The 23,647-nt window shown below is 61.8% G+C and carries 22 protein-coding genes; 14 read left to right on the top strand and 8 right to left on the bottom strand.

The features are described from left to right. Window positions 1-6: 6 nt before the first annotated feature. The 4 genes from iaaH to BLQ28_RS21170 form a co-directional block, all read right to left on the bottom strand. Window positions 7-1,461 (bottom strand): indoleacetamide hydrolase, encoded by a 1,455-nt coding sequence (iaaH, locus tag BLQ28_RS21155; RefSeq protein WP_256327432.1) that lies wholly within the window; start codon window positions 1,459-1,461, stop codon window positions 7-9. 134 nt (window positions 1,462-1,595) lie between these two features. Next, window positions 1,596-2,591 (bottom strand): Bug family tripartite tricarboxylate transporter substrate binding protein, encoded by a 996-nt coding sequence (locus BLQ28_RS21160; RefSeq protein ID WP_093243585.1) that lies wholly within the window; start codon window positions 2,589-2,591, stop codon window positions 1,596-1,598. Window positions 2,592-2,606: 15 nt separating this feature from the next. Continuing rightward, window positions 2,607-3,977: an MFS transporter gene (locus BLQ28_RS21165; protein WP_093243587.1), complete on the bottom strand. Its 1,371-nt coding sequence runs from the start codon at window positions 3,975-3,977 to the stop codon at window positions 2,607-2,609. A 42-nt stretch (window positions 3,978-4,019) separates the two neighbouring features. Beyond that, on the bottom strand, window positions 4,020-4,517 hold the full coding sequence (locus tag BLQ28_RS21170) for a nuclear transport factor 2 family protein (RefSeq protein ID WP_093243590.1): 498 nt from the start codon (window positions 4,515-4,517) through the stop codon (window positions 4,020-4,022). A 188-nt stretch (window positions 4,518-4,705) separates the two neighbouring features. Here BLQ28_RS21170 and BLQ28_RS21175 point away from each other — a divergent pair, with 188 nt between their 5' ends. From BLQ28_RS21175 to BLQ28_RS21215, 9 genes are all read left to right on the top strand, one after another. Further along, window positions 4,706-5,587 carry a LysR family transcriptional regulator gene (locus BLQ28_RS21175; RefSeq protein WP_093243592.1) on the top strand — a complete coding sequence of 294 codons (882 nt, stop codon included), beginning with the start codon at window positions 4,706-4,708 and terminating at the stop codon, window positions 5,585-5,587. 395 nt (window positions 5,588-5,982) lie between these two features. Then, on the top strand, window positions 5,983-7,254 hold the full coding sequence (locus tag BLQ28_RS21180) for an alpha/beta fold hydrolase (protein ID WP_093243594.1): 1,272 nt from the start codon (window positions 5,983-5,985) through the stop codon (window positions 7,252-7,254). 32 nt (window positions 7,255-7,286) lie between these two features. Further along, a complete protein-coding gene (locus BLQ28_RS21185; protein ID WP_093243597.1) occupies window positions 7,287-8,168 on the top strand; it encodes a VOC family protein in 882 nt (293 codons plus the stop codon). A 25-nt stretch (window positions 8,169-8,193) separates the two neighbouring features. Beyond that, window positions 8,194-9,864, top strand: a complete 1,671-nt coding sequence (locus BLQ28_RS21190; RefSeq protein WP_093243599.1) for an AMP-binding protein — start codon at window positions 8,194-8,196, stop codon at window positions 9,862-9,864. Continuing rightward, window positions 9,861-10,334: an acyl-CoA thioesterase gene (locus BLQ28_RS21195; protein WP_093243602.1), complete on the top strand. Its 474-nt coding sequence runs from the start codon at window positions 9,861-9,863 to the stop codon at window positions 10,332-10,334. The genes BLQ28_RS21190 and BLQ28_RS21195 overlap by 4 nt, the downstream gene beginning before the upstream one ends. Beyond that, a complete protein-coding gene (locus BLQ28_RS21200; RefSeq protein WP_093243604.1) occupies window positions 10,331-11,470 on the top strand; it encodes an FAD-dependent monooxygenase in 1,140 nt (379 codons plus the stop codon). Before BLQ28_RS21195 ends, BLQ28_RS21200 begins: the two co-directional genes overlap by 4 nt. 13 nt (window positions 11,471-11,483) lie before the next feature. Further along, the gene (locus BLQ28_RS21205; RefSeq protein WP_256327402.1) at window positions 11,484-12,470 is read left to right on the top strand and encodes a Bug family tripartite tricarboxylate transporter substrate binding protein; all 987 of its coding nucleotides are present in this window, start codon (window positions 11,484-11,486) and stop codon (window positions 12,468-12,470) included. Between the two features lie 12 nt (window positions 12,471-12,482). After that, entirely contained in the window at window positions 12,483-13,265 is a 783-nt protein-coding gene (locus BLQ28_RS21210; RefSeq protein ID WP_093243606.1) for a maleate cis-trans isomerase family protein, read from the top strand. Window positions 13,266-13,304: 39 nt separating this feature from the next. Further along, complete coding sequence (locus tag BLQ28_RS21215; protein ID WP_093243609.1) at window positions 13,305-14,207, top strand: LysR substrate-binding domain-containing protein; 903 nt, start codon at window positions 13,305-13,307, stop codon at window positions 14,205-14,207. A 15-nt stretch (window positions 14,208-14,222) separates the two neighbouring features. Here BLQ28_RS21215 and BLQ28_RS21220 read toward each other — a convergent pair whose 3' ends face one another. The 3 genes from BLQ28_RS21220 to BLQ28_RS21230 all read right to left on the bottom strand — a co-directional run bounded on the left by BLQ28_RS21220 (window position 14,223) and on the right by BLQ28_RS21230 (window position 18,428). After that, complete coding sequence (locus BLQ28_RS21220; protein ID WP_093243611.1) at window positions 14,223-15,221, bottom strand: amidohydrolase family protein; 999 nt, start codon at window positions 15,219-15,221, stop codon at window positions 14,223-14,225. 70 nt (window positions 15,222-15,291) lie between these two features. Beyond that, on the bottom strand, window positions 15,292-16,764 hold the full coding sequence (locus tag BLQ28_RS21225; protein ID WP_093243613.1) for a benzaldehyde dehydrogenase: 1,473 nt from the start codon (window positions 16,762-16,764) through the stop codon (window positions 15,292-15,294). Between the two features lie 50 nt (window positions 16,765-16,814). Further along, window positions 16,815-18,428, bottom strand: a complete 1,614-nt coding sequence (locus BLQ28_RS21230) for a GMC family oxidoreductase (RefSeq protein WP_093243615.1) — start codon at window positions 18,426-18,428, stop codon at window positions 16,815-16,817. A 395-nt stretch (window positions 18,429-18,823) separates the two neighbouring features. Between BLQ28_RS21230 and BLQ28_RS32705 the strand changes: the two genes are divergently transcribed. Further along, the gene (locus tag BLQ28_RS32705) at window positions 18,824-19,132 is read left to right on the top strand and encodes a hypothetical protein (protein WP_218121950.1); all 309 of its coding nucleotides are present in this window, start codon (window positions 18,824-18,826) and stop codon (window positions 19,130-19,132) included. Between the two features lie 51 nt (window positions 19,133-19,183). Here BLQ28_RS32705 and BLQ28_RS21235 read toward each other — a convergent pair whose 3' ends face one another. Continuing rightward, window positions 19,184-20,344 (bottom strand): AraC family transcriptional regulator, encoded by a 1,161-nt coding sequence (locus BLQ28_RS21235; RefSeq protein WP_176801183.1) that lies wholly within the window; start codon window positions 20,342-20,344, stop codon window positions 19,184-19,186. A gap of 126 nt (window positions 20,345-20,470) precedes the next feature. On the opposite strand from BLQ28_RS21235, the gene BLQ28_RS21240 reads away from it, so the two are divergent. The 4 genes from BLQ28_RS21240 (at window position 20,471) to BLQ28_RS21255 (ending at window position 23,496) form a co-directional block, all read left to right on the top strand. Next, a complete protein-coding gene (locus BLQ28_RS21240; protein WP_093243620.1) occupies window positions 20,471-20,875 on the top strand; it encodes a RidA family protein in 405 nt (134 codons plus the stop codon). Continuing rightward, window positions 20,875-21,609, top strand: coding sequence for a DJ-1/PfpI family protein (locus BLQ28_RS21245; RefSeq protein WP_176801184.1), 735 nt, complete (start codon window positions 20,875-20,877; stop codon window positions 21,607-21,609). Before BLQ28_RS21240 ends, BLQ28_RS21245 begins: the two co-directional genes overlap by 1 nt. A gap of 83 nt (window positions 21,610-21,692) precedes the next feature. Next, complete coding sequence (locus BLQ28_RS21250; RefSeq protein ID WP_093243626.1) at window positions 21,693-22,667, top strand: tripartite tricarboxylate transporter substrate-binding protein; 975 nt, start codon at window positions 21,693-21,695, stop codon at window positions 22,665-22,667. Between the two features lie 13 nt (window positions 22,668-22,680). Further along, entirely contained in the window at window positions 22,681-23,496 is an 816-nt protein-coding gene (locus BLQ28_RS21255) for a creatininase family protein (protein WP_093243628.1), read from the top strand. Window positions 23,497-23,647 lie beyond the last annotated feature (151 nt).

The following is a 23,647-nucleotide window of genomic DNA, read 5'->3' on the forward strand; positions in this document are numbered from 1 at the left end:
GGAAATTCAGAGGCGTGGCGCTGGCGGCTTGCCCAGCAACTGCTCGATCGCGAGGCCGATAGCCAGCAGCCGCCGGTCGCTGCCCAGCGGGCCGTCGATCTCCAGGCCCACCGGCAGGCCGCCCGCCGTCATACCGGCGGGTTGCGCGAGGCCCGGAATGCCAGCGTTGCTGCCGGGATCGACATTGCGGATCAGCACCTGGAAGAGCGCGGCCGGGCCACCGGGTTGCGGCACGCCGTTGATTTCCACCTTGCCGGTGAAGGCCGGGTCGATCGGGGGCGGTGCGATAGGGCAGGTCGGGAACAGCACGCCTTCGACGGCATGCTTCGCGAAATAGTCCTTGTAGAGCGCGATGAGCTTTGGCCGGTGCACCTGGATCGCCTCGTCGTAGGCCGCTTTGGGCATGGCCTTGGCGATGTCGAAGATGCCCTTCACGTCGGGGCTCTGGACCTGCGCGATCACCTCGTCAAGCGTGAGCCGAAGGCCTTCTTCCTTCAGGTACGCCGTGAGGTCGCGGCGATAGAACTCGTAGAGCGCGACCGGCATCGAGACGCGCTCGTTGAGCTCGGGCACGCCTTGCAGGTCAGCTTCGACGAACACCACGCCAGCTTCGCGCAACTTGCGCACGGCGGTGTTCATCACCGCCTCGACTTCAAGGTCGAGGTTCTCCCAGAAATAGGCATGGGGCAGGCCGAGCCGGAGGCCGGCGAGCTTGGCGGAGGTGAGTGGGTGTGTCGGTTCACCGGTGACTACAGCATCGAGCAGCACCACATCGGCCACCGTGCGCGCCATCGGGCCTGGCGTGTCGCGCGTTCGTGAGATCGGCACGATGCCTTCGCCCGGATAGCGCCGTTCCGCGCCGCCATTGCCTACTGAGGGCCGCAAGCCCACAAGTCCGCAGAATGACGCCGGATGCCGCACGGACGCGCCAGTATCGGTGCCCAGCCCTGCCGGTGCGATGCGTGCCGCGATACCCGATGCGGTGCCGCCGGACGAGCCGCCTGGAATGCGGGTGGTGTCGTACGGGTTCTTCACGAAGCCGAAGGCCGTATTACTCGAGGTGCTGCCGAAGGCCAGCTCATGTAGATTGGCCTTGGCGAGCACGATGGCGCCCGCGCGGAGCAGCGGCTCTAGCACCGGCGCGTTCTTTTTCGGCACGGAGTCTTTCAGCGCCGGTGTGCCGGCCGTGGTACGGATGCCCTGCGTGTCGATGTTGTCCTTGATATAGAGCGGCAGGCCGGCCAGTGGTCCGAGCTTGTTGCCGCGCGCTCGCGCTGCGTCCACGGCACGGGCCGCCTTGAGTGCGCCGGCGGCGTTGAGCGTGATCCAGCTATTGAGCGAGTGCAGCGCATCTGCGCGTGCCAGCAGGGCATGCACGTAGGCCTCGGAGGTCAGCGCGCCGCGCTCGAAAGCAGCGAGTGCCTCGACTGCGGTGAGTTCAGACATCTCGGCGGCCGACATTCCAGCGGCTGACTTCTTCGGCAACTCGCCGCCTGCGAGTGCGGGGCCAGCGGTTACGGCGAGCGAAGCACCGGCTGCCTTCAGGAAGCCCCGGCGGTCGTGAGGTGTGGTTTTGTGCATCGAGTCTCCGTCTGTCAGTCGAGTGAGATGCCGCGCTCGCGAATCAACTTCGCATAGGCGATGCGATCGTCGTTTGCAAGCCGCGCGAATGCGTCGGGGCCGTCCTGAAGTGGCACGAAACCAAGTTCAATGATCTTGCTGCGCGTGTCGGTCTGCGTCATCACCTGTGCCAGCGCACCGGCGAGGCGAGCCTTCGTATCTAGTGGCAGAGCAGCGGGGCCGACCAATCCAATCCACGGCGTCGCCTCGAATGCTGGAAAGCCAGATTCCGCAAAGGTTGGCACGCCTGGCAGCGTCGGGTTGCGCTCACGCGTAGCGATGGCAAGGGGCTTGAGCGTGCCTGCTCGGATGTGCTGCGCGCTGGTGTTCACGTCGATGAACATCAATGGCACGCGGCCACCCAGCACGTCCTGCACTGCCGAGCTCGCACCCTTGTATGGCACATGCACCACCTCTACGCCGCTGGCCTGCTTGTAGGCCTCCATGGCGAGGTGCAGCGGGTTGCCGATCCCTGCCGAGGCATAGGCGTAGGTGCCGGGGCTGGCGCGCAGAAGCGCGGTCAGTTCCTTCAGGTTCGCGGCCTGCACCGACGGGTGCACTACCAGCAGTAGCGGAATTCGCGCGACCAGCCCGATGTATGCGAAGTCCTTGGCCGGATCGTAGGCCATCCGCTTTTGCAACGCGGGGTTCACTGCGAGCGCGCCCACGTCGAGCACACCCACCGTGAGGCCGTCGGGCGTGGCCCTTGCCACCACGTCGGCCGCGATCATCCCCGAGGCGCCAGGTCGATTGTCGACCACCACGGCCTGGCCCAGCAGCGTGCCCATGCGCTCGGCCACCGCGCGCGACAGAGTGTCGACTGCGCCACCCGGCGAGAAACCGTTGATCAGCCGTACCGTGCGCGCGGTGTTTGGTGCAGGCGGCGCTGCCTGCGCCAATGCACGGCGAGCGCCCTGCGTGGCCAGAGAAAGCGTGAACAGGGCGGCGGGAAACAGGTGGCGTCGATGCATGGCGGGGCTTTCGTTTCAGATAGGTTGCGGAGCGGGCGATGAACCTCGTGAGCGAAACAACATGCGGTACGACGCTGCGAACAGCACCATGCTGCACAACGTGGCCGGCAGCGCCACCAGCGCCAATGCCCGGCCCACGGAAATCGGATGGCCGCTGCCGAGCCCGTCGCTGACAGCACCCACCAGCAGCGGCCCCAGCCCCGCGCCAACCACGCTGAACAACAGCGCCTGCAGCGCCATGCCCTGCGCCCGCATGCGGTTTGGCAGCACGATCTGCGCCGGCACCGGCCCGAGGCTCATCACGCCGCTCAGGAAGAAGATCGCGCAGCCATACACCGCGAGCGAGGCGGTGTAGCTGACGGCAACGAACAGCCCCAGCACGCTGCCCAGCAGGCCGATCAGGCAAATGCCCGTCACGCCGTAGACCCGGCGCAGCGGGTTTGCCGGACTGCCCGCGGTGGCCAGCAGCGAGGCCAGCACGGTGCCGCTCGCGCCGCAGACGATGAAGATCGGTCCGAGCGTCTGGCCTGCGCTGGCCGGCGCGAGGGAGAACAGGCGGATCACGTGTGTCGGAAACCACGCCGCGACGCAGAAGAACACGATCACCGCGCAGGTCAAGCCAAGCGTACAGACCAAGAAGTAGCCGTGCTCGGTGAACAGCACGTGCACTGTCTCGCGGATGCTGCGCACGCGATCGACATCGTCCGCGCGGCCCGACAGCAGCACTGTGCTGCGCCGTGCCGGCTCGCGGATCAGCAGCGCCACCGCGGCCGCCAGCAGCAAGCCTGGCGCTCCGACCACGAGGAACACGATCCGCCACGGCTCGAGCGCACCCAGCCTGGGCACATCAACCGAGGTGACGTCGCCGAAGTGGCCGAGCACAGCCGCCCCCAGCACCAGCGCGAGGCCGCCGCCGATGAAGGGCCCGAGGATGAAGAAGCCCGTGGCCCGTGCGAGCTTGTGCCGCGGAAACAAGTCCGAGAAGATCGACATGGCTGCCGTCGGCAACCCCGCTTCGCCAATCGCCGTGGCGGCGCGCATGGCGAGCAGGCTGGCAAAGGACTTCACCACTCCCGAGCCCATGGTCGCGAAGCTCCACAGCCCAACGCAGACCCACGCGATGCGGGCGCGCCGGCCGCTGTCCACCAGCCACGCGATGGGCACGCCCGCCATGGCGTAGAACAAGCCGAAGGCCAGGCCCTGCAGCAGGCCGATCTGCGTATCGCTCAGGCCCATCGACGCCTTCATTGGCTGTACCAACAGGCTGATCACCTGGCGGTCGATGTACGAGAAGACATGGCAGGCAAGGAAGAGGGCGACCACCAGCCAGGGGTAGACGGGAGCGTGGGCGGGCTCAGGGCCGGCGGGTTGTGGGGCGAGTTGCATGGAGCTTGTCTCTTTGTTTTTTTCGCGCGGGCTCAGGTGGCGCTAGCGCACGCGCGAGCCCATCTCGCGGTCGGCTGCTGCGCCCTTGATCACCTGCGTCAATTCGTTGAGCTCGGCGATGCGGCCGTTTTCGATCCGGAAGAAGGCCAGCACCTCGGCCTCCATCGATTCACCGCTGGTCTTGACGATGTGCACGCGGTGGCGGTCAGCGAGAAGCCCTGGTGTGTAGGCTGCATCGATCACCTCGAAGCGCAACGACTTCGTGGCGCTGCGCAGAAATCCGACATGCGTCAGGAACTCGTCGAAGCGCAGCGTCTTGCCGTCAACGTTCTGTACGTAGCCTTTCGAGAAATAGCGGCGGATCTGCACGTCGTCGTTGAAGGTGTCGGTGTAGAACTTCTCGACCGCGCTGCGCAGTGCGGCGCCCCGCAGATCTGTCCAGCTCGTGTCGAATCCCCCGGATGGGTCCGCTTGCGCCGGGGCAATCATCATCAGCGTGATCGGAATGAGGGCGGCGAATGCGCGCAGCGTGCGATACATGGGCAATCCGTGGGAAGGTGAAACGAATAGCCATGCTCTCCGTTTGCGCTCTTGGATGAAACGGACTCGGGCACAACACAGAGATAACCAGATGTTATTGCTGGTGAGTCGCCCGGCGGCGAGTCTTGGCGCACACTGAGCCAGGCTTTGCCTCCCGAACCCTTCATTTCACTTCTCCTGCCGGCGCTATGGACACCACAGACCATTCCTTGCGACAGTTCGTGTTTGCCGCGCGTTCCCCCTCACTGCGCAAGGCAGCCGAAACGTTGGCTATTTCGCAGCCGGCGCTGAGCAAACAGATTCGGCGACTCGAGGAGCAACTCGGCTTCGCGCTGTTCCGGCGGCACGGGCGCGGTATCGCGCTTACTGCATCGGGCGTCGAATTGCTGGCGCGCCTCGAACCTGCCTTCGACCAGATCGACAGCGCGCTGGCAGCTGCTACTTCCGTCGGCAGATCGACAAACTACCTGAGCATTTCCACGGTCAACACGCTGGCTGCCTATCTCTTGCCTGACCTTGTCGTCGCTCTGCGCCAGAGTGGGTCATCGGCACGGCTCACCCTGCTGGCGGCCAGTTCGCAGGAGGTGGTTGAGTCCGTGGTGCGGGGTAAGGCCGACATGGGCTTCGTGTACGACGTGGCGATCGACTCCGAGGAGGTTGAGCGCATCCTGCTGCTCGACGAACTGCTTGTGGGCTATCGGCTGGCTGGGAGTGGTTCGCCGTGCGAGATTGCTGTGGCTGAACTCGCGAATCTTCCCCTGATCCTGCCGCCGCATCCCTATGTGCTGCGCCGCATTGTCGAGCGTGAATGTGGTCGTCCGTTGCATCCGGCGATAGAGAGCAATTCGGTGGAACTGACGCTCGATCTCGTTGCCGCGGATTGCGGCATGGGCATCTTGCCGGCACAGCTGGGTTCAACGATGGTTGACTCGCGTGGCCTTGAGCGCGTACGCATCATTGGTGGGCGCTTCGAGCGTAAGGTTGCAGTCATTCACCGGCGTCAATGCGGCAACCAGCTGGTCGAGCAGGCGATCGGCATCGCACGAAATCTGGTCGCCTCCGTGAGGTAGGACTCTTCAGCCGTGGCTCTTTCCACCATCCGCATGTGTAACGGGTGTGCTTGAGGGTTTGGCAATCACGGCGGAGTTGGCCTCGCTTGCCGACCTTGCGCTGCGTGCACTCTCGGCCGACGAGCCTTGACAGCCCAGCACAGATCCGCTGTAAGCGGTCCTTGAGCAGATCTGTGATGCCTTTGGGCGTGCTCGCAAGGCAGGTCAAGTCGTCTCCATGCCGCGCATCGGCGGACTCATCGAGTTCTAAATCATGGGAATGTTGTCGCCTTCGTCAAATCGTGGGGGTAGGAGGAGGGTGAAGTCACAATGGTGTCAAATAATTTGACTGATGTGTGAAATCTGCCTAATATTGCATCCCATCAATGAGGCGCCGTGCGTCGGCGAGACAACAGATGAGTGCAATAGCTTCTTCCGCCCAGGCCACGGCCGGTTTCCTGAACACAGACTGGAATCCGCGCGACGTGCCGCCCGGCACGATCACCACGAATGTCGTATTGCGCACGGCAGACAGGGCCGCTACGAGTGGCTCGCTTTACGAGCCTGCGGTGCCGAGCGACACCGTCGTTTGCGTGATGCATCCGCGCGAGTTCATGGCCTGTCACTACCTGATTCCGGACATCGTCGAGGCCGGCTATGCGGCTTGGTCGCAGGCCCCTCGCTCGGTCGGCAACGACCTGCGGCTCGAACACGAATTCGCGCTGCACGATGTGGCGGCAGGGCTTTCCCACTTGAAGTCGCGCGGCTTCCGCCGCATCGTGCTGCTCGGCAATTCCGGCGGTGCGGGACTCTATGCCTTCTATGCCCAACAGTCCGCGCTCACAGGGGTACAGCGCGTGGCCAAGACGCCCGGTGGCAAGCCCACGCAATTGGCCGAGCTCGAGATGCCAGCAATCGATGGCTTGGTGTTTGTTGGTCCGCACCCCGGGCAGGGCGCACTTCTCATGAACTGCATCGACCCCTCCGTCGTGGACGAGTCAGATGCGTTGTCGGTCGATCCTGCATTGGATCCGTTGAATCCGGCCAATGGCTACGCAGGGTCGACGGACACGCGATACGAGGCCGCCTTTGTTGAGCGCTATCGCATTGCGCAGCGCGAACGCGTAGCCCGCATCGACGCCAGGGCGCGCGAGCTGATCGAGCGCCGTCTCGCGGCGCGCCAGCGCGTCAAGGCTGCGGGGGCTTCCGCCGCCGCAGAGGATCGCCGTATCGCTGCCCACACGCCCATCATCAACGTCTGGCGTACTGACGGAGATCTGCGCTGCTTTGACCTCTCGCTCGATGCCTCGGATCGCAAGTTCGGCTCGCTCTGGGGCGCGGATCCTTATGCCTCGAATTACGGCGCGGTGGGCTTCGCCCGCCAATGCACGCCGGAGAGCTGGCTTTCGACCTGGTCGGCACTGTCTTCCAATGCCAGCCTGGCGAAGACGGCAGCGGCCATCACGCAGCCTGTATTGATCGTCGAATACACCGGCGACCAAGCTTGCTTCCCTGGTGACGTGAGTCACATCGTCGATGCGATCGCCTCCACCACGAAACGGCACGAACGCGTCCGAGGCGATCACCATGGCCGTGCGCTCTCGGCAGTTGAGGAGCCCGGCCGCCTAGCTGCGGGCCGCTTGCTCTCGGAATGGTTGCAGCAGACCTTCCCCGCGAACCCCCTTTAAAACCGAACTGCCCCGAACTTGGAGATCGCTTCATGTCTGCTTCGAATCTGCCCGCGCTGACGCTGCGCGGCGTCGACCATACGGCCCGCCCCACCTGGAAACTGCGCGAGACCATCGACTTCTATCGAGATAAGCTTGGCTTGCCGCTGATCCACGTCATCTCGGCACGCGGCTGGGGGCCGGCCACGCATCCCGACTTCCTGCACTTCTTCTTCGACAGCGGGAATGGCAGCACGATCGCCTTCTTCTACTACCTCGGCAGCGATCAACCGGCTGCCCTTGAAGGTCGCGCGGCAATGAGGCCAGTGCCGGAAGACCATGTATTCGATGCCACTCACACCGCGTGGCTGGTCGATAGCGCGGAGTCATTGCACGCCTGGAAAAAGCGACTCGAGGCCCAAGGGCTGAACGTATCGACCGAGACGCGCCACGAGGTGATCGAATCGATCTACGTGCGCGATCCGAACGGCTATTTTGTTGAGTTCACCCATAAGCTGCGCCCGTTGGAGGACGTCGATGCGATCGATGCCGCGCTCACGCTTCAGGCCGCAATCGAGGTCGAGGACGCGGCCGCAAGCGCTGGCAGACGCGTCACTGCGATCGATGAAATCTGGGCCCGCAAGGCCGCTCTGCTGGACCGGCGAGATGGTCGCCAAGGTGGTGGCATCCGCATCTACGTGCCCAAGGTGGATGAGTTCGCGGCAATCGTGAAGGATGCGGCTGCGCGCGGCGATTGTCGTGTTAACTCGATCGAAGGGTACGACCGGATCGAAGCCAGTGGCCCACTGGAGTTCCAGCGCGAAGTGCTGGGACTAAAGCCGGCGGTCTGGTACGGACTTTTCACCGGCGGTGTTCATGGTCGCATCGAAGTACTGGATCGCGACCGGGTGGTCATTGCGCCATTGCACGCCTGAGCGATGCGTCGAAGAGGAGACAAGAATGACGAGAATCCTGAACCCCATCGAAGGCGTGAGCTACCCTATGCCGGAGCGCGCCGCCGCATTTATCGCCAATGGATCGTGGATCGATTCGACCGTCGGCGACGCGCTGCGTGCTACCGCGCAGCGTCATCCCGATCGCGTGGCCTTCATCAGCGATGAGCGAACGCTGAGCTTCCGAGAGCTCGACGAAACCACGGAGCGCCTGGCTGCCGCGCTGCTGCAGCTCGGGCTGAGCACCGGCGACCGGGCGATCTTCCAGCTCGGGACCACTGTGGAAACGGCGATCGTGCTGCTTGCCTGCTACAAGGCCGGCATTGTTCCGGTGTGTTCGCTGCCGCAGCATCGCGAGGTCGAGATTGGCCAACTGGTGCGGCAGTCGGGCGCTCGTGGGTATTTCGTGCAGGCCGACTTCAGCAGCTTCGACCTCGTCAACTTTGCCGTAGGCATGGTCGAGAAGTATGAAATGCTGGAGCATTTGGTCGTCGTTCGTGGCGTGGCCTCTGATGCGCGAGGACTCGTGGGCCTGATCGATGGCATGCCTTTGGCCGAGGCGCGTAAGCGCCTGGCACGCCTGCCATTGGATTGCAGCGACGTGTTGAGCTTTCAACTGTCGGGCGGCACGACTGGTGTTCCGAAAATCATCCCGCGCTTTCATGCGGAATACCTTGGCCAGTCGGCGGCGTGGATGCGGCGCTTTCGAATCACGCCGCAGAGCCGCGTGATCTGGTCCCTGTCATTGCTGCACAACGCCGGGCAGCTGTATGCGCTGATTCCAGCGGCGGCCTTCGGTGCGACTGTGGTGCTGATGCCGAAGGTCGACGTCCGTCGAATGCTTGAGCTGATCGAGCAGCATCGCGTCACGCACGCACTGTCGATCGGTCCGATTGCGCCCCAACTGCTGGCCTATACCGACATCGCAACGCACGACCTGTCTTCGCTGCAGATCTTCGGAACCATGAGTCGAGCGGACAACCTTGAGATGCATCTCGGTGTGCCTTGCTCCAATCTCTACGGTCTCACCGAGGGGCTGCTGCTGGGTTCGCCTCCCGATGCCCCGGCCTTCGCCCGGCATCACACGCAAGGGGCTTCGGGCTGCCCGCAGGACGAAATCCGACTGCTGGTTCCGGAGTCCGAAGAGCCCAGCCCGCCGGGCGAGATGGGCGAGATGTGCTTTCGCGGGCCGTCCAGCCTGACTGGGTTCTTTGCCAATCCCGAGGCGAATGCCAATGCGTTCACCGCCGACGGCTTCTATCGGACGGGCGACATGATGCGCGCCCACGTGGTCGATGGTGTCTCCCACTACACCTTCGAAGGGCGGCTGCGCGACAACATCAACCGCGGCGGCGAGAAGATCGGCTGCGAGGAGGTCGAGGGCTTCGTCAGCCAGCATCCAGCCGTGGCCGACGCGAAGCTGATTGCGATGCCCGATCCCTTTTACGGCGAGAAAGCTTGCGTCTACATCATTCCGCGCCCCGGAATGACCGCTCCCGACGTCAAGACGCTCGGCGCCTTCCTCATCGAACAGGGACTTGCCAAGTACAAGTGCCCCGAGCGCGTGGAAGTGGTCGACAGCTACCCGCTCACCCGCGTGGGCAAGGTCGACAAGCCGGCCCTCAAGCAGCAGATCGCCGCGCAACTGGCCGCCGAGACTGCAGGGAGCGCGTCGTGATCGCCACCGAACTCGTGTTGAGCCAGTTGCCCCTCGTGATTCGTCGGCGGGTGAAGTGGGGCGAATGCGATCCGGCCGGCGTGGTCTACACCGTGACGTTCTCGGAGTACGTCATTTCCGCGGCGGAGCTTTTCTACGGCGCGCTTTTCGAGACTACGCCGCAACGTGCCAAACGGGAGCAGGGCTTCGGTACGCCCAGCCGCGCGCTGTCGTTCGACTTTCAACGATCTCTGCGGCCGGACGATGAGTTCGATATGACAGTTACCGTGGCAGACATCCGCGAGCGGACCTATGTGCTCGAGATCACCGGTCGGACGCTGCAAGGAGAGGTAATCTTCGTCGCGAAACTCACGCCGGTTTGCGTGGCACGCGACGAACGCCGATCGATCGAGATACCTGATGCATTTCGCCAGGCGCTGCAGCGCTACCGCGACGGCTGCGAGAGCCCCGCAGGGGGGGCGAAATCATGAAGATCGCAGTCATCGGCGCCGGCCCAGCCGGCATGTATTTCTCTTTGCTGGCGAAGAAGCACGACCCTTCGCATGAGATCCGCATCTACGAGCAGAACGCAGAAGGCGCCACTTACGGCTGGGGCGTGGTGTTCTCGGACGTTGGTCTGAAGTTCCTGCAGGAGGCCGACCCGGAGTTCTTCGCCGAGTTCACCGCGCATCACGAACGGTGCGACTACATGGAGCTGGTGCATCGTGGCACTCACGTGCAGGTCCACGGCAACCATTTCTCTCGCACGTCGCGCATCGACATGTTGAATACGCTGCAGCGCGCCTGCGAGCGTGTCGGCGTGGAGATCACTTACGGTCACCGTATCAACGATGTCGAGGCCTTGGCCAGCGAAGTCGACCTCGTGGTCGCTGCCGACGGCGGAAATAGCGCCGTACGCGGGCAATTTTCCGATCATTTTCGACCGAACTTCGAGAAGCGTCGCAACAAGTTCGCCTGGTATGGCACGCGTCAGCGCTTCCATCCCGTGTCACTGATCTTTCGGGAAACGCCGCACGGCGTTTTCATTGCTCACAGTTACCAGTACAGCGGAGAACTCAGTACCTTTCTGGTTGAACTGGCCCCCGAGACATGGCAGCGTGCCGGGCTGGACCATGCGAGCGAGGACGAAAGCCGGCGCCTTTGCGCCGAAGTGTTTCGCCCCGAGCTTGGAGGCAACGAACTGCTGACTAACCGCTCCCTCTGGTTCGAGGCCAACATCGTCCGGAACGAGCAGTGGACGCACCGCAACATCGTGCTGCTCGGCGACGCGCTGCGCACGGTGCATTTCTCGCTGGGTTCGGGGACGCGCATGGCGATGCAGGATGCAATCGCCTTGCAGCAAGGTTTGGCGGCACATCCGCGCGACCTGGAGGCAGCTTTCGCCATGTTCGAGACCTCACGTCGACCGGCTTCGGCAAGCTTTCAGAGCTCGGCTGCAAGAAGCTTGGATTGGTATGAGAACGTAGCCGACAAGCTGCATCTCGACCCTCTCACATTCGCCTACGACTACATGCGACGCACCGGCCAGGTGAGTCACGAAGACCTGGCACGACGCGATCCGCATTTCACTGCGGCCTACGACGCGCTGCACCCGAATAACAGCTGAAGGAGACATCACCATGAGCCCGTTGTTTCGCGCCCGTTCGCTGGGTGCCAGCCTGCTGTGCTTGGCTGCCATCATGAGTACTCCTGCGTTCGCGCAGGTCTTCCCGGCCAAGCCGGTGCGTGCCGTCATGCCGTATTCGGCCGGTAGCGGGCCCGACGCGGTGATGCGCAACGTCGGCGACAAGCTGGGCCGCGAATGGGGGCAGCAGGTCTTGGTAGACAACAAGCCCGGAGCCAACAGCTGGCTCGCGCTCGGCGAGGTCAAGCGTGCAGCCCCGGATGGTCATACGCTTCTCGTAGTCGATGCGATGCCGATGACTCTGCAGCCGCATCTGTACAAGCAACTGCCCTTCGATCCAGTCAAGGATTTCGAGCCCGTCGCGGGGATGTACTCCACCAATTTCTTCATCGTAGTCGGCGCCAACTCTCCGTGGAAGAACCTGTCAGATCTAATGGCAGCCGCGAAGGCAAAGAAGGGGCAGGTCAGCTATGGAAGCTGGGGCGTTGGCAGTCCGGCTCATGTGGGCACCGCACAGCTGGAGGGTGCGACCGGTTTGCAGATGATGCATGTCCCTTTCAAAGAGCTGCCGCAGCTCTACACGGCTGTCGCGACCGGGGATGTCGACTGGGCCTTTGGTACCGCGGCGACAGTGGATGCGCTGTACCGTGCCAGAAAGCTCAGGCTGCTGGCTTATGCAGCCCCTAAACGGTTGGCAGGCTATGAGGACATTCCCACTGTGGTTGAAGCTGGCGGGCCAGCGGGTTTCGAACTACGTACCTGGGTCGCGCTCTATGCGCCGAGGGGCACACCAAAGCCGGTGATTGACCGCATAGGCGACAGCATGGCTAGAACATTGACGAACCCCGAGGTGCGTGCGCGCTTTGCCGGCTTCGGCTTTGAACCGTGGAGTGCGTCGCCCTCGGAAATCGCCCGCGTCGCTGCCGCAGATACCCGGCGCTTCGCTGAGGTAGTCAAGCGCGCCAGCATTTCATTGGACTAAAGGATAGACATCATGAGCAATCGTCCCTTCCGGATCGGGCAGATCGTGCCCAGTTCCAACATCACCATGGAGACCGAGGTGCCGGCTATGTTCCGGGCCCGCGAGGCGATTTGCCCCGAGCGTTTTACCTTCCATTCGAGCCGCATGCGCATGCATAAGGTGACGAAGGAAGAGCTTGAGGCGATGAACAGGGAGAGCTTGCGCTGTGCGGCCGAACTCGCCGACGCCCGGGTCGACGTGATGAGCACCGCATGCCTGGTTGCCATCATGGCGATGGGACTGGGCTATCACCGCGAAACTGAGCGAGAGCTGACGCAAGTTGCTCGCGCGAATCAGTCTCTGGCGCCGGTGATGACCTCTGCCGGTGCGCTGGTCGAGGGGCTGAAGACACTGGGTGCAAAGCGCATTTCTTTGATGGCGCCCTACATGCGGCCGTTGACAGATCTTGTCGTGAAGTACATCGAGAACGAAGGCATCGAGGTCGTCGATTCGGTCTGCTTCGAGATTCCCGATAACCTTGAGGTTGGAATGCGTGACCCGATGAAGCTGATCGATGATGTCAAGCGGCTCGACACGACCGGTGTGGACGTGGTTGTCGCATCGGCGTGCGTTCAGATGCCTTCCCTGCCGGCCATCCAGCGCATCGAGGACATGCTGGGCATTCGCACTGTCTCGACGGCCGTGTGCACGGTGCGTCGCATGCTGGATCATCTGGCCCTGGAACCAGTCGTACCTGGAGCCGGTGCTTTGTTGGCGGGCAGCCAGCAGCCTTTCGCACCGCGGCTTGTGGCCTGATTCGCCTGTTCTGACCCCGACTGGGCGCTGAAGCACGCGATGCTGGATCTCAACGACTTTCGTTACTTCGTTCGCATCGTGGAGAGTGGTGGGCTCACCGCCGCTAGTCGCAGGATGAACGTGCCGAAATCGACGGTCAGCTATCGCTTGCAGCAACTCGAGACTTCGCTCGGCGTCCGACTGATCAATCGGACATCGCGCAGCCAGAGCATGACCGAGGCGGGGGAGTTGTTCTATCGGCATGCAGTCGCCACACTCGAGCGGGCTGACCTTGCCGAGAGCTCCGTTCGCGAACGGCTGGCAGAGCCTAGCGGCACCATTCGCTTTACGACCGCCGTGGCGACATCGTTGTTCGTGATGCGATACGTGCTGCCTGCCTTCCTCAGGCGCTATCCCAAGGTGCGTGTGATCCAGCACACCAGTGACGAGCCTGCTGATATAGGAGGTGGGAGCTTCGATCTCGCCATACGCGCGCATACAGGGCCGCTGTCGGATTCGACGCTGGTGTCGCGCGTACTTGCGCCGGCGCCCTGGTTCCTCTTTGCTGCGCCGGAATACCTGGCACAGCGCGGTGAACCTGTCTCTCCCGAGGATCTGACCAGTCACGACACCTTGGCCATGCTGCATCGTGACCGGCCGATGGCCTGGAAGCTCAGGCATCCGACGCATGGGGAGTTCATTGCGCCGCTCGAGCCACGCGTTGGTGGAAACGATCTTCTGATGCTCATGCAGGCGGCGCGCGAGGGCTTAGGCATTGCAGCCCTTCCCGGATATGTCTGCCGGGAGGACGCCGAGACCGGAAAGCTCCGACAGATTCTGCCCGACTGGCGAGCTGGCGAGGCCAGCATCACCGCGGTCACACCGCATCGGAACGGCATGCTTCCTTCTGTTCGCGTCTTTCTCGACTTCTTGATTGAAGAGGTCCCCAAGATAGTCTATTGACGGTCGCTGCCTGCGTCAGCCCGATTGAGCACCCGACTTGGCGCGATCATTCACAGCAAGTGCGCCGTGCTTGGGAGCCAGCCTAGGAAAGAGTACTCGCGCATTGCCATGGTTGATAGCGGTACGTTCCGCAGTCGAAAGTCCGTCATACACGTCGAGTTTTGCAGTGAAGCCCGCGGCGATCTCCTTGGAGACGTAAGGGAAGTCGCTGCCAAAGAGGATCCGATTGCTCTCAGTAAATGCTCTCAACCCTGCGAGGGCCGGATGGCCCGAAGACAACGCGGTGTCGAAGTAAAAGCGTTGAAACTTCGACAGTATCTCCGTGGGGCTCGCGGCATCCGGGCGGAACACACGGGCGAGCTCAGCAAAGCGATGCGAGGCATAGGGCAGAAATCCTCCTGCATGAGCAAGGATGATCTTGACGTTCGGGCGGCGATCCAGGGTACCGTTCAATGTGAGTTGCACGGCTGTGCGCGTCGTGTCGAACGGATAGTCTGCCAGTGGACCTGCAACGCCTTGAGCCGTTGGAAGCGGCGGCTGCCCTGGGTGGACAAAGACCACAGCTTGGCGGCGGTCGAGTTCGGCCCACAAGGGTTCGAAGGCTGCATCCCCAAGGTACTTGCCGGCGTAGTTGGCAAGAAGGATGACGCCATCGGCGTGTAGGACATCGAGCGAATGCGTCAGCTCCTGGAGTGCCCCGTCGACATCGGGCAGTGGCAGCGTTGCAAAGTTGCCAAACCGATCCGGCCGCTTGGCGACCAGGTCCGCGGTGTACTCGTTGACACGGCGAGCCATTTCGCGGCGCTGGCTTTTGTACCATTTGACGACGCTTGGTGCGGTCAGAGACAGGATGCCGGTGGCGATTTCCTGCGAGTCCATGAAGGCGATGGCACTCTCCGGCGTCCATTGCGGAACCATCGTGCCTGAAGGGTCCCCGCCGTGATCGGGCAGGGCCTTGGCCCAGAAGGGCGGAACTACATGTTGGTGTACGTCGATACGAGCTGCAGTGCTCATGATTCTTTCCTCGATCAATGAATGCGATGGGGAAGCAAGCGACACCTGGTGCCGCTTGCAGGACTGAAGCTCAGAACGGGTAATTCGGAAGCTGTGCGTGCGTTGTCACCCACTGCCATTCGCTGAACTGGTCAGCGTTGGCGAGCGTGCTGTGGCCGAACCCGTTTCCGGAAATACCAAAACCCCCGATCGGACCGTAGACGCCGTGGACCACGGTCTGGTCATTGATGTGCACCACGCCAGAGCGAATGCCGTCGGCAATGCGTTGTGCTCTCGCGAGATCGGAAGAGGCAACGGCCGCGGAGAGCCCGTAGGCTGTCGTGTTGGCGAGAACGATCGCTTCCTCGTCGGTCTTGAAGGTGGTGATCGCGGCGACTGGGCCGAAGATTTCTTCGTCGAATGCTGCCATTCCAGGCAACACGCCGGTGATGACCGTCGGCTCGAAGAACAACCCGTTGCGTTCACCACCAACCAGTACTTTGGCACCCTTGGCAGCAGTCTCTGCAACGATGCGGTCGACATTCTTTGCCTGGCGTTCGTTGACGATGGGGCCGATCTGTACCCTCTCATCGATCGGATTTCCGACAATCAGCGCCTTCGCCTTCCTGACCAGTGCTTGTGCATAAGCATCGGCGATGCTTTCGTGAACGATGTGACGACCCGTTGTCAGGCAAATTTGCCCCTGGTGGAAGAATGAGCCCCAAGCGCCCGCACTTGCTGCAGCTTCGATATCTACATCGTCTGTCACGACGTACGGATTGTTGCCGCCAAGCTCGAGCGACACGCGCTTGAGCATTCCGCTTGCCACAGAGCCAACAGTTCGTCCGACACGGGTCGAACCGGTAAAGCTGAGCATGTCGACGAGTGGCTCCTTGACAAGGGCTTCGCCCGTCTCCGCCGCGCCAGGCAGCATGTGAAAGAGTCCCTCAGGCAAGCCAGCTTCCTCAAGCAGGCGCGCGAAGACGACGCCGCCAACAATCCCGGTTTGCACGTCGGGTTTCAGGATCACCGCGTTGCCCATTGCCAGTGCTGGACCGATGGCGCGTGCCCCGAGAATGAGCGGCGAGTTCCAGGGGGTGATGATGCCTATGACGCCCAATGGAGTTCGCCGAGCGATGCTTTGAAACCCCGCTTCCAGCGTCGCGGTCAGAACGCCCAGTGGCTGGCTTCCCAGAGCAGCGGCTTCGAGAAACTCGCGAGCAGTCATCTGCACTTCCCACTGCGCTTTAGCTTTGATCGAGCCGGTTTCCCGAACGAGCTGCTCGGCGATCTCGTCGGCATGCAGCAGCATCAGGCGAGAGAACTCTCGCATGACATCGCCGCGCTTGGGGCCTGGCAACTTGGCCCAGTGCTTTTGGGCGAGGTGTGCGCTGACCGCTGCCAAGGAAACATCCGCAGGAGAGGCGATGCCCACCTCTCCCAGCTTCTCGCCCGTTGCTTTCTCTGTTACGTCGGCAATTCCGGCGCCTGGATCTTTCCAGCTGTTGCTATAGATCTTGGCGCGCCATGCTGGGTTCGAGGTCAGCAGGTTTGTGTTCGTCATTTCAATACTCCGTTAACTGATTTCGGTTCTGTCGAAGGAAGGCGAGATGCCTACGAGAAAATCTTTGCAGCAATGCGTTCGGCCACCATGATGGTTGTCACATTCGTCGCGACCGACGGGATGTCGGGAAGGATCGATGCATCCACTACGCGCAGTCCTTCGACACCTTTCACCTTGCCCCATGCATCGACCACTGCGGTCGGGTCCGAAGCCGTTCCCATCGGAACCGTGGAGGTTGGATGCAGGTAGGCGGCGACGGTCGAGACGATGTTGGTGCGCAGGGACTTCTCGTCATCCACTGCACTGCCTGGGCTCATCTCGTGATCGACAAAATCCGAGAACGGGGCCGCCCTCCCGATCTGTCGGGAAAGCATTACGGCTTCAACCATCCGGTCGAGATCGTTCTTGTCTGCAAAGAAGTTGTAGTGAATACGAGGTGCGGCGCGCGGATCTCGACTTGCAAGCCGGAACTGCCCGACGGACTTCGGTAGAGTCACCGCAGCAGCGAGCACGATGGCACCACCAGTCGGGCTTGCCTTCGGGTCGATGAAATGCGTACCCGAGACATGCAGATCCAGTTCGTTCGCCTTCGCACTGTTAGAGCGAGTCCAGACGATGGCGCCTGCAGCAGGATCCATCTGATTCACCTCCCGCTTCAGCGCATAGACGTTGTAGTAGAAAGGATGGTCCTGGAGGCGGTCGCCCACCGGGAGGTCGACAAGCGGTTGAATGCCAAGCTCCGACAGATGACTGGATGGCCCAATTCCCGATCGCATCAGGATTGCAGGGCTACCAAATGCACCTGCGGCGAGCACGACCTCGCCCGCAAGGATGACCTTGCCGTCGGCGAGCCTGACGCCAGTGGCGCGATGGCCTTGGAATACCACCGCGTCCACCTCGGCGTCAGCATGGATCGTGAGATTGCGGCGGGCCCGAACGGATGCCGTGAGATAGACCATCCCGGTGTTCATCCGCACGCCGTCCACGACATTGAGCGGGTAGGGGCCGACGCCGTGCTGGTTGGCCCCATTGAAATCGGTTACACGTGAAAGTCCGATTGCCTCGGAGGCATCGACAAAGGCGCGCATGGACACGGTGTTTTCCTGTCCGGTTCTTTGACGAATGGGAAATGGGCCGCCTCGACCGTGCCAGGCGTCATCGCCGCTCGGCGTGTTCTCCATGGCCTTGTAAGAGGCGAGCACCTCTTTCCATGACCAACCCTCGATGCCTCGATCGGCCCAGCGGGCAAAGTCGGTAGCGCGCGCGCGCATGGCCACAGTGCCGTTGACCGCCGAGCTGCCGCCGATCACGCGGCCGCGCGGCACAGGGACGTTGTGCCCGAGCAGGGCTGCATCCTGCGTGCTGTAGTTCCAGTCGAATGCCGGTGAGCCTGCAACGATGTTGGCGTTCTTAAGCACAGGCGGGTAGCTGCCGGGCGCGAAGTTCGGTCCTGCCTCGATCAATAGCACTTGCCGACTGTGGTCCTCGCTCAGACGCGACGCGAGAACCGCTCCTGCGGAGCCGCCGCCGACAATCACCACGTCGAAGCTCTTGGTCGTCTTTTTCTTCTGGGTGCGGCTCAAGTTGCTTGGATTTGCTCCTGCCATCAGCGTCACCGCGGAGGCGGCTCCTGCGACGAGAACACTGCGTCTGGATGTCTTCATGATCTGCTCTTCCTTTGAAAGCTGAGGCGCTGATATGCGCTCGGTTAACTGGTCGATCGGGTGACCGGCCTTCGAGTCAAAGTTAAGCCTGGAGCAGATAGCCAACAAGATGGTTGACTAGGAAGTTGGGTCCAATGGATCGGACGTTTACTCCGGATCTCAGATGCCAGACGTGTGGTCCGAGGGGGCAGCGATCCGAGGAGTACGAACGAGAAACCGGGTCATTCCCCGTTGGTTTTCAACGCCCTCCTAGGAAGACGCGGATTTGTCGATGGATCCCGGTGTAGCTGATGCATGCAATGAGAGGACGGATTTCTCAGGGCCTGTCGTCTGAAGCTAGAGATGCACTAGGAGCCTGGCAACGCCACCGCGTCGAGCAGAGGCCTTCATCGAGCGTGCTGGCGATTCAATCCCGCGCAAATGAGGCCTCAGGCGATGGCCTCGTCGCTGTTCATGAACTGGGTCAACACGTGACGACCCGTAATGCATTAGCTGGGGTAATTTCCGGGATGGGGGTATCGGTCGTTCTGGAAGCGGTTACGAAGCCGAATACCGCCGAGGCTCACTACAACGGCATTGAGGGTCTAAATGAGACCGTAGAGATTGCTTTGACCCGGTTGTGCGAAAGCGTCAATGAAGTGCTGGGAAGTCTTGTTCAGATTGCGGCGAGAGCCACAAAATTGCGCGTACCAGCGCAAGCATGACGCTTGGCAATGTCGTGTCGACTGCGTGAGCGGGCCGTGGTAGCTCGTGAGTCACGAGGCACTGGACGACGATCTGCGTGTCTGACGGGGCGTCTCCCCGTATCGTTGCATATAGATTTCCGAAAAGTGACCCGGGTGACTGAATCCATGACGATGGGCAATGGCTGCAATGCTCAAGTGGCGCTCATCGACAAGGTCCTTGCGCACTTTTGAAAGTCGGGCGTGCCGCGCGTAGACGGAAGGAGAGGTCTGGCGGAATGAGCGAAATCCGTCGAACAGTGCGCGAACGCTGACACCGACGTGCGCTGCGATCTCTTCGGTCGTTAACGCGCGGTTGAGATTTGCTTGGATGAACTCTTCGGCTTTTCTGACATGGCGCGGAGCGGTGGAGGCAGGCGACCTTAGATTTTCGCGATATGCATTGGGCTGCGTCAGAAGCAACGTCGACAAGACCATGCTCTCGATCGCCTGAAGGGTGGGGACAGGGAAAGTGGCAGATGGATCACGTTGCATCGCATCCAGCGCCGCCACCACCGGCGAAAAGGCGGACCATGTATCGGAACCCTGCGAAATACAGGGCGCGAAAGAAAAGTCCTGCTCGGGGCGAAAGCCCAATGTGCGCTCTGCGTAGTCTCGCAGCGTGGACATCTTGATGCGCAGAACCAGCATGTCGATGTCGGGTCCGTACTGCACCGTCGATACACGGTTCACGTCGATCACAGCGTAGTGCGCCGAATCGAATGCTGTGTCGGTTTCTCCATGGCTCACCCGGCCCGTTCCGAGTCGAGGCATCTGCAGCAGGATCACGTCCGCGCGCTCCTCTGGTCGTACAACCACTTGGGTGCCGTACGACAGAGAACTCAGAGACATGCCCTTGCTGATGGATCGGATGGAAAACCGCAGCGTGAGCTTGTCGTCATGAGGAACGTGAATGTGATGCGGAGACCATTCGGTGCCCATGATCTGTACACCCTCGCTCAGTGAAGTGGTTCGATAGACACGCGGTAGCACAGCAACCTCCTGAACGCCGAAGAACCAGCCATTGGCAATGCGGAACTCCCAACACTGTAAGACCGTGACCAGGCTTGGTGCAAGCTGCAGATCCGGAGTTTGGAAACGAGCCGATTCGGGAGTCGTCGACGCTTGCTGGCGAAAAGTCCTGCCGGATTCTGGTCCGGATTGCCGGAAATCGGCATTTATGGAAGTGGCCAACCCTAGAGTCAAGTCCCCAGCAAGCATTGGGTCTGGCGCCTCTGCTGGCAGGGTCTGTGCGCCTCGATACGCAGGGGCGGATGAAGCCAGTCCATATCTGCGAGTTCAATCGACAGGAAAGCTCTCATGGGAAAAATTCTTCACGTCGCTTCGCCATTGCAGGTCCAGACGCCGCCGCTTTCGGCTGCAACACGTCACGGCGAGCTGGTTTTCATTTCTGGAACGCCCGGATATCACGATGACGGAACGATTGCCGAAAACGACTTCGAAGCACAGTTTCACCAAGCGGTGACGACTTTGCAGGCGCTACTCCTCGCCGCGGGCAGCTCCATGCGCAGCATCCTGAAGGTGAACGTGCTGCTCACCCGGGAGGCAGATGTGCAGGCGATGAATCTTCACTACGGAAGCGCGTTCGGCCCTGCACCGTATCCCGCCAGAACCACTTCGGTTGTGCGCGCACTTCCCGATCCAAGAATGCTGCTTGAGATCGAATGCATCGCCGTCGCTACAGATGGGTCGGAGGTACTCTGATGGCCGCCATTACCGAGCAATCGGATACGTCTCGACCATTCCGCGTCGGCATGCTGATCTTTCCGGGTATGACGAAACTTGACTTCGCCGCCCCACTGGAGGTATTCGCCCGCATGCCAAATGCCGTGGTGCACGTTCTGGGCAAGACGCTTGAGCCAGTTCTTACCGACATCGGCACGCTGGAACTTCCCAACATGCGGATGACCGATGCGCCACCACTTGATTTGCTTTTCATCGGAGGCGGGCCCGGCGTCAACGCCCTGATGGAGGACGAGGAAACCGTGGGTTTCTTGGCCGCGCGAGCACCGCAGGCGCTGTGGATCACCTCGGTGTGTACTGGCGCCCTGGTTCTTGGTGCCGCCGGCCTTCTGAATGGTTACAGGGCCGCGACGCACTGGACTGCGATGGACGTACTGCCCCATTTCGGCGCACAGCCGGTCGCAGAACGCGTGGTCATCGACCGCAATCGCATCACCGGCGGAGGGGTCACGGCGGGTATCGACTTTGCGCTCACCGTCGCCGCGCAGATTTACGGGGAAGAGCGGGCGCGAGCGATGCAGTTGGGTATGGAGTACGCCCCTGATCCGCCTTTCGACAGTGGCTCCCCCCGTACCGCGTCGGCGGAACTCGTTGCTCTTGTAGCTAACGGCGCCGCGGCATTGACTCTTGAGCGCCACGAGATCGCTCGGCGCGTGTCGCGGCACAGAGACTGGTCGCATCCCGGCGCCGAATAGTCGAGCCACTGCAAAAGGCCATGGATTGAGTTGATGGTCTCGGTCGTCACGCCGAGGCTGTCAGACGTAACAGAGGAGTTTCAATGAAGTTTTTTGGAAAAAGCGGCTGGATCGGCGTGGTTCTCATGACTTGCCTGAGTACTGGTTGCGGCCTGGCAATTGCGCAGGACCACAAGGGGCCGATCACTTTGGTTGTCGGATATCCCCCGGGTGGATCTGCGGATATCGGCGCGCGGATCTTGGCAGAAAAGCTGCCTGCCATTCTTGGACAGTCCGTGGTGGTCGATAACCGGTCCGGTGCCGGTGGACAAATCGCAGCACGCCTCGTGAAATCTGCTCCCAGCAATGGATCGGTGCTGTTCTTCACGAATGGCCACACCGTCGTCACCGTGCCTCGGATCTTCAAGGTCCCGGGCTTCGACACGATGACCGACTTCAAGCCTGTCGGGACGTTCGCCAGCTTTGAGTTTGCATTAGCGGTGCATCCCAAGACCCAGGCCCATAGTGTTCAGGAGTTGGTGGCCTACTTTGCTCGCACACCCGCTGATCGCAGCATTGCCGTTCCTGCTCCGGGCAGTGCGCCGGAATTCATGGTCGGCCGTTTGGCGCAACTGACGAAGTCGGACGTTCAGTCAGTGGCGTACCGAGGCGCAGCCCCGGCCGTCCAGGATCTGCTGGGAGGGCAAGTGGCCGCGGCGGTCCTGCCCGTGGCGGACATTCTCCCGTATTTGAAGGCCGGTCGACTGCAAGCTATCGCGGTCACTCAGGCCACGGCGCTATTGCCCCACGTGCCCGCTTTCGCAGACCTGGGTCTTGGAGAGCTGGCTGCCTCGGACTTCTTGGCTGTGTATGCACCCGTTGGTGTGAGCGACGACAACGTGGCGCGTGTCAATGCGGCGATACAGAAGGTACTTGCCATGCCCGATGTGTCCGAGCGGATCCACTCGTATGCGATGCAACCCTTGCCAGGATCACCGGACGACCTGCGTAACCGCTATCTCGCCGCGAGCAAAACGGTAGGTGCACTCATGAAGGCCGTGGATTACCAACCGCAATGAGAACTGGGCCGACATGAACAGTCAGAGAGCAGATAACGAAGGTAGGCAATTCGCCGGACCGGTCGGACCCACGCGGTGGGGTGGCTTCAAATCGCCCGATTTTTCACGGGTGGACGTTTCGTCGACGATGGTAATTCTCCCTATCGGATCGACGGAACAGCATGGCCCGCACCTTCCGGTGGAGGTCGACAGTCTGCTGGTCAGCGAGGTGGCGCACCGTGCCGCGGCGCTTGCGCCGGCGTTGGTATTGCCGACGCTTTGGGTCTCTCTGGCGGAGCACCACATGGCATATGCCGGTAGCCTCACACTGGACTTTGAGACGCTCCTGGCATTCGTGCGCTGTGTGGTGCGATCGCTGAAGCGTCAGGGGTTTCGCCGGATCCTGCTTTTGAACGGACATGGCGGTAATATGGCCGCACTGACTCTGGTCGTCGACAAGTTGAGCGCTGAGTTCGAACTGCCGCTGGCGACGGCGACCTACTGGAATGTCGCGGCGAAGGATTTCGCTGCGATTCTTGAAGGCCAACCGAATCTGTTGCACGCCTGTGAAGCAGAAACATCGATGGTGATGTTTCTACGCCCTGACCTCGTGGATGCTCAGGCGGCCTGTACGGTCGCTTCTGCGCCGACTGGTTTTCTCCAAGAAGGCGGTATCCATCGCTGGCGCGACATGTCCCACTGGTCCCGCAGCGGAGTGGTGGGGACACCGCGGCTGGCGAGCGCAATGAAGGGTGAGCGCCTTTTGGAGGCCGCCGCATCGGCGCTGGCAGATCAGTTCGCGCGCGGGGCGATCTGGGGTGATGAAATGGTCAAGCCTAGCCCGGTGTGACGGTCGCAGGCGGGAAAGGGCCGTGCTAAGAGGCCGCTCTTAACAGGCTGCCGCAATATCTTGTTCCAATTTCCCAATGGGGGCCGGCGCGTTGTGTTTGTAAAAACACGAAGCCATTTGCGATGCGCAGCCATAAATTTATTGAACGACT

Origin of the sequence: Variovorax sp. EL159, from assembly GCF_900100965.1 — a bacterium.
Lineage (GTDB): Bacteria > Pseudomonadota > Gammaproteobacteria > Burkholderiales > Burkholderiaceae_C > Variovorax.